Annotated in this window: 4 protein-coding genes; 2 read left to right on the top strand and 2 right to left on the bottom strand. The window is 63.5% G+C overall.

The features are described from left to right. Positions 1–748: 748 nt before the first annotated feature. Entirely contained in the window at positions 749–2,023 is a 1,275-nt protein-coding gene (locus tag DDF67_RS11840) for a hypothetical protein (RefSeq protein ID WP_109101103.1), read from the top strand. Positions 2,024–2,509: 486 nt separating this feature from the next. Beyond that, positions 2,510–4,456, top strand: coding sequence for an ATP-binding protein (locus tag DDF67_RS11835; protein WP_109101102.1), 1,947 nt, complete (start codon positions 2,510–2,512; stop codon positions 4,454–4,456). A gap of 213 nt (positions 4,457–4,669) precedes the next feature. Here DDF67_RS11835 and ligD read toward each other — a convergent pair whose 3' ends face one another. After that, positions 4,670–4,747, bottom strand: coding sequence for a non-homologous end-joining DNA ligase LigD (gene ligD, locus DDF67_RS26330; protein ID WP_332888323.1), 78 nt, complete (start codon positions 4,745–4,747; stop codon positions 4,670–4,672). A gap of 823 nt (positions 4,748–5,570) precedes the next feature. Further along, the coding region (locus tag DDF67_RS26040) for a hypothetical protein (RefSeq protein ID WP_233247629.1) at positions 5,571–5,761 on the bottom strand (191 nt) is incomplete at its 5' end.

Genomic DNA, 5,761 nt, shown 5'->3' with positions numbered 1-5,761 from the left:
ACGCTTCGCCCACCGGCCGTTGCCGTCCATGATGATGGCCGCATGCAGTCCCGCGCCGGCCTCGCCCCCGGGGCGCGCGGTCTTGGTCTGCAGGCCGGTCTTCGGCGACATTGTGGTCCTCCTGGCCAGCATGTAAGGCCCCGCTGACGGCTGACCGCCTTGAATGGGCGCTGGCCGGGCGAAATTCAAGCGGACAAACAAAGCCTTAGTGTCATCGCCGAGCTCGACCCTGAAATCTGCATGTTCTTGGGCGAACAGCGTAAGCGAATGTCGCAAGTGTTCGGTCGGGCGGTCCCTGCCCGAAGGCGCAAGGCAGGCGCTTTCGCGGCATTTCAGCATGAGACCACAAAGATTTGTGAGGGACTGAGCGCAGCGTTGAAGGCGTACGGCGTTCAAGCGATGGCTTGGCGCTGCGCGCATCAAACGAGATGGCCCCGGCGCGGGGTAGATCGCCGGGGCCTGGATTGGGGACTTCCGTTGCTCGTTGAGCGAGACCTTAACGGGCCAAGCCACCCCAGGTTCCAAAGCACTTCGCCGTGAAGGTTTTTGAGCGCCGGCTTAAAGCGCCGGGTTCGCTTAGCGTCGCGATTCAACCTGCCGTGGACATGCTCGAGGGCGGCGCATACAACATCAAGCGTGTATCTCCTGGCATGCAGGCTGTCTGCGGCAGGACCGGGCGCAAACTTCAACCATTTCGTGCCCCTATCCAGCGTTTCCTTAGCATCCCCAACGGTTCGCGACGCGCGACATGGAGGACAAGGTGGCAACGACGCTTTATCAGATTTATTTTCCAGGTGGCGTTTGGACGAACGCGCCTCTCTCCTACGCTGGCTTCGCCGCAGAGCTCGGGCTGAAGGGTCTTTCGATCGCAGTCATTGATAGCGCCGCCGAAGAGGCGCTGTTGTTCAATCGGATCAACGCCTATTTCGGCTGGCAGTCGATGTGGATCGGCGATCCCGGCGTTTACAGCAATTGGCTTGAAGGTTTCCCGGACGCGGATCTGGGAGACCATCCCCTGATCGACTACGCCTTGGAGGATGGATATCCCGCTGGCTACGGCTGGCGAGACGACGCGGCAAGCGCCAGTTCCGCGCTCGTGGAGCACGTCGTGAGCGACCAATACGTCGGCGATGACGGCAATGACTGGGTGTTCTCGTTGGAGCCCGGACTGGACCTTGACGGACGCGGCGGCGGGGACGTGCTGGTGGGCACCCCGGGCGCTGAGACAATCAACGGCGGTGCTGGCGATGACGCCATCTATGGCGTTGATGGAGCCGATGTTCTTCGCGATGGAGAGGGCGCTGACTACGTGCAGGGCGGCCTGCAAGCCACGGTTCAGGCTGCGGCCGATGGCGACAACGATCGCTATTGGGTCGGCAGAGTGGACTACTCCAAGACGACCGCAGGGATCACGATCGACGGCTTCATCGCGTCCAGCAGTCAGATCGGCACCGACGATCTTGGGCAATCGGACACGGTTTTCACGACTGGCGCCGACGATAACATCCGTTGGCATGGACGGGCGGTCGTCGCCGGCCAAGGAAATGACCACGTAGAAGGCGGCTTCGACGGCACGGTGGCGGCGCACCTGCAGGGCGGCGTAGGCGACGACACACTTGTACTGCACAAGCTTGGCGGCAAAGCGATCGGCCAGTTCGGCGAGGATGTGTTGTGGGCCCTGGCCGAGGGCGACAGCTATGCGCACGAATTGACGGGAAACAATTTCTCCGACGAGTTTCACTTCGATGGGTTCTTGAACACAGCGCGCGCTCGCCAAATCGTTTGGGACATGGATGTCTCCGGTGACGACGAGGACCTCCTCTTCTTCCACAACATGATCGAGGGGCCCGCGCCGGCGTCCGTCGCCGATGCGATCGGCGCCGGCAATCTTCGGATAAGGGAGATCGGCGGCTACACCTACCTGGATTTCGATCAGGACGGCGGCGGCGACCTCTTCGACGCGACGATCACGCTCAAGGGCGTCTTTGGCGCGGCGCTCTACGATAATATCGTGTTCATTTGAACGCAGACGACCGTCGAGGCCGACACCCTGGCCTGACGATCGGCTGAGGCGCTTCATGCTGAACCGTGCTCTGCCTTCTCCAGCGCGGCTGGCAGGCTGGACGTGTTGTCGCCGGCAGGCTCATGCCTGGCTGCGCAAGCCGGATAAGGGCCGGTCGGCGACGAGGCCAGCAGAACCCGGGGTGCAATCCACGCTTATCCTGTCGCCGTTTCGTCACTGACCGCCGTGGCAATCGACGATCTCCCGGCGGCGGACCTCACCGAGGCAATCGCTAGGCCAAGCCTGCATAGTCTCAGCCGAAGTTGCGATCCGGCCAAGCTCGGGGAACTCTAGCCCCGGGTTTGAACATGGGAACGCGCACAGGACGTGGGGGTTGTTCGTTGCGGCGCGCCGCCGCTCGGGCAACGGCCTTCAGCGCGGCGACAGTTTCCTCGCGTACATGCATCACCGCCTCGACGCCGCTTTGGCGCGCCTCGCCGGATCCCCATGGCCATACACTTTGACGGCTTGAATGTTGATGGTCTGGGCGCCCTGGTGGATGTCCTCGAGGCCAGTCCTGATTGCGTGAAGATCCTTGACGCCGAGGGCCGCATCCACGCCATCAACTCGGCTGGCTGCGCTTTCCTCTGCCAGTCGAGCCACGCCCTCGAAGGCCGGCTCTGGGCGGAGTTCCTGCCAGAGCCCGTCCGCGAAGCGGCCAGGCGCGCCGTGGCGGGCGCGCTTGAGGGGGCGACCCTGCGCCTGTCGACGCCCTGCGAAACCCCGCACGGCATCCGCCATTGTGATCTGACGGTCTCCCCCCTGCGCAGCGCGGGCGGCGCACGCGTCGTGGCGATCCTGGCCGTGACGCGCGACGTCACCGATCTCGTTCTGGGTCGGCTGGCCGCAGAACAGTCGGCACGCGACATGGCCCGCCAGTCGGCGGCCCTGCGCGCCGCGGGTCTTGTAGCCAAGCTCGGCGCTTGGGAGATCGACTACCAGCGCAAGGAAATCTTCTGGTCCGACGAGATCTGGACATTGATGGGACAGGTCCCGCGGCCGCTCGCCCTTGAGGACGCCGACTCCGTCCTGTCGGGCGAAGACCGTGAGCAATTGCGCGCCGCGCTCCAGGCCTGCGCCCAGAGCGGAGAGCCGTTCGCTCTGGATGTACCGGTGACGCGCAACGACGAGACGCGGATCTGGGTGCGCATCTTCGGCGAGCGCGATCTTGGCGGGCAGATCCTCCGCGGGGCCGTCCAGGACATCACCGCACAGCGCGCGGCCGAAGCCGAGCTGGTCGCCGCGCGCGACGCCGCCCAGGCCGCAAGCGCCGCCCAGAGCGCTTTCCTGGCAAACGTCTCCCATGAAATCCGCACGCCGCTACATGGCATCCTTGGCATGGCGCAGGTGATGGAGACCGAAGCGCCCACGCCGCTCCAGCGCGAACGCCTGACCATCATCCGCCAGTCGGGTGACACCTTGATGGCCTTGCTCAACGACATCCTCGACCTGGCCAAGATCGAGTCCGGCCACATTGAGCTGCGCGAGCGGGAGTTTGACCTCGCCGCGGCGCTCACGGCGGCCTGCGGGCCGTTCACCTATCTGGCCGCCCAGCGCGATCTGGCCTTCGAAGTCATGATCGAGCCCGAGACGGCAGGGCGCTGGATCGGCGACGAACTGCGCCTACGTCAGATCCTCTCGAACCTGGTCTCCAACGCCGTCAAGTTCACCCAGGCCGGCAGCATCAACGTGCTGGCCCAGGCGACGCCGCACGGCCTAGCCATTTCGGTGGCGGACACCGGCCAGGGGATTTTTCCGGGCGACGTGGGCCAGCTCTTCGAAAAATTCAGTCAAGGGCGCGGGCCTGGCGTGAATGGCGGCGCAGGTGTGAGGGGAACAGGACTGGGCTTGGCCATTTGCCGACAACTGGCGCATCTGATGGGTGGCGAGGTCTCGGTCGAGACCGCGCTAGGCCGCGGCTCGACGTTCGAATTGTCCGTGCCTCTCCAGCGCGCCAGCCCGCCCGAGGCGTCCATCGCCGCCAAGGCGGCGGAAGACCCTTTCGTCCAGGCCGGCCCCTTGCGGATCCTGGCCGCCGAGGACAATCCGACCAACCAGCTGATCCTGAGGTCGATGCTAGCCCCACTAGGTGTCGAACTCCTGATCGTTGGGGACGGTCTCTCAGCCGTAGAAGCGATGGGCGTGGCGTCCTTCGACATCATCTTGATGGACATTCAGATGCCGCGTCTCGACGGCGTGGAAGCCACTAAGCGAATCCGCGCGCTGGAGCGCGATCATGATCTGCGTTCAACGCCGATCGTGGCGCTGTCGGCCAACGTCATGGCCCATCAGGTCGAGTCGTATCGCGCCGCAGGCATGGACGACGTGGTCGAAAAACCCATTGATCTGGCCCGTCTTTATGCCGTTCTCGAAAGCGTCGTCGAGGCGCGATGATGGACGACGCCAAATCCGTCTGGCAGCGGCCAAATCAGCGGAGCCCAATACGAGGCCTGGAGAGCAGCGCCCCTGTGCAGCTAGACCTTGTCCAGACGGGAGATCGCCGCCTTGAGCGGCCGTTCGCCATCGCAATAACCGTCCCAGGCTGAACTTAGTCAACAAGGCCGGAACCATCCGAAGGGTACCTGGCGGATCCAAGCCCTTCCTTACTCAGATCCAGGAGAGCGGCATCGACACAGGCGCCCCAGGCCGACCACGCGGCGACAACGGCGCCACGGCGGTGGCCATGCGATCGTTGCGCAGATACCTACCATTATCTGGCTCGTCTTGAAGGGCCGTCCTATGTTGCAATTGTCGTTGGCTTTGATTTCGTCAAAAGCAGCCCTGGAGCCCGGAGACTTAGCTTCTACCGATATTGTCTTAGTGAATGAGCTCCATCAGCGTCCGTAAAATAGTCGCGAGTCGAGCTTGGTCCTGGCGCCCAATTGAGCCGCTCAGACGGCGGTCATGAGCAAGTGTCGGTCTCGATCAACACCCGCCCTGGAGCCGGGGAACTTTACCGATACCGACATTGCGCCGGTGAGCGGACGCCGGCCATGTCCGCAAAGGGTGGTTAGGAGACTCTGGCTCTGCGCTTGATCAGGGGGCCAGTCGCCAGAATGACCGTAGCTAGCCCGAGCAGGGGCGCTCCGACGAAAAAGGCGTTGAGCATAAGCTCTGCGAACGCAAACGAGACGAGATCGGGCGGCGCAAATGTAAGTCCGAGCAGCCCACCGCACCCAAGAAGCGAGAGTAGCGACATTAGCCTGAGGCCAGAAACGTTGCTGGCTGTCCGCGACGCAGAATTCCAAGCCAGCAGTGCCCCGGCCGTTAGCGAGATCACGCCCAGCGGCAAACCTATCCCTAGAAAGACAAGCTCGGGATACGACTCAGAGGGCCGCCCCTGAACCTGCCAAACAAGAGGCGTCAGGCCTAGCACAGCCATTAACGCGAACGCCGCCAAGCCGACCCAGAATGCCATAGTCCGAGCGTTCATCTTTGAGCCCTCACGAAGCGCAATCGTGGGCGAGGTTTCCAATGTCCGCAACGGGTGGGTTGGAAAGCTGACCAGTCAGTTTTCGATAGGACCCCGCACGGGAAAGTTCTGGAGCTGACGGCGCAAATCGGCTGCGGCCTCGGAAAGCGAGGGGCCAACCGGGACATTGAAGCCGTGCTGGACCAATTCATCCCCTGCTTTGGACCAGGGCGGGGCAGCTTCCAGCGCGAAACTCACGCGCAAGGTCTGAGGATTGAGTAGTTCGA

The sequence above is a fragment of the Caulobacter endophyticus genome, from assembly GCF_003116815.1.
GTDB classification, from domain to species: Bacteria; Pseudomonadota; Alphaproteobacteria; order Caulobacterales; family Caulobacteraceae; genus Caulobacter; species Caulobacter endophyticus.
Note: the sequence above shows the minus strand (reverse complement) of the source record. Positions and strands in the feature narration are given on the sequence as shown.

Bases quoted from the DNA above. Each gene is read 5' to 3' on its own strand.
- DDF67_RS11835 (WP_109101102.1), top strand. From the start codon at position 2,510: ATGGCCATACACTTTGACGGCTTGAATGTTGATGGTCTGGGCGCCCTG.
- DDF67_RS11840 (WP_109101103.1), top strand. From the start codon at position 749: ATGGAGGACAAGGTGGCAACGACGCTTTATCAGATTTATTTTCCAGGT.
- ligD (WP_332888323.1), bottom strand. From the start codon at position 4,747: ATGGCCACCGCCGTGGCGCCGTTGTCGCCGCGTGGTCGGCCTGGGGCG.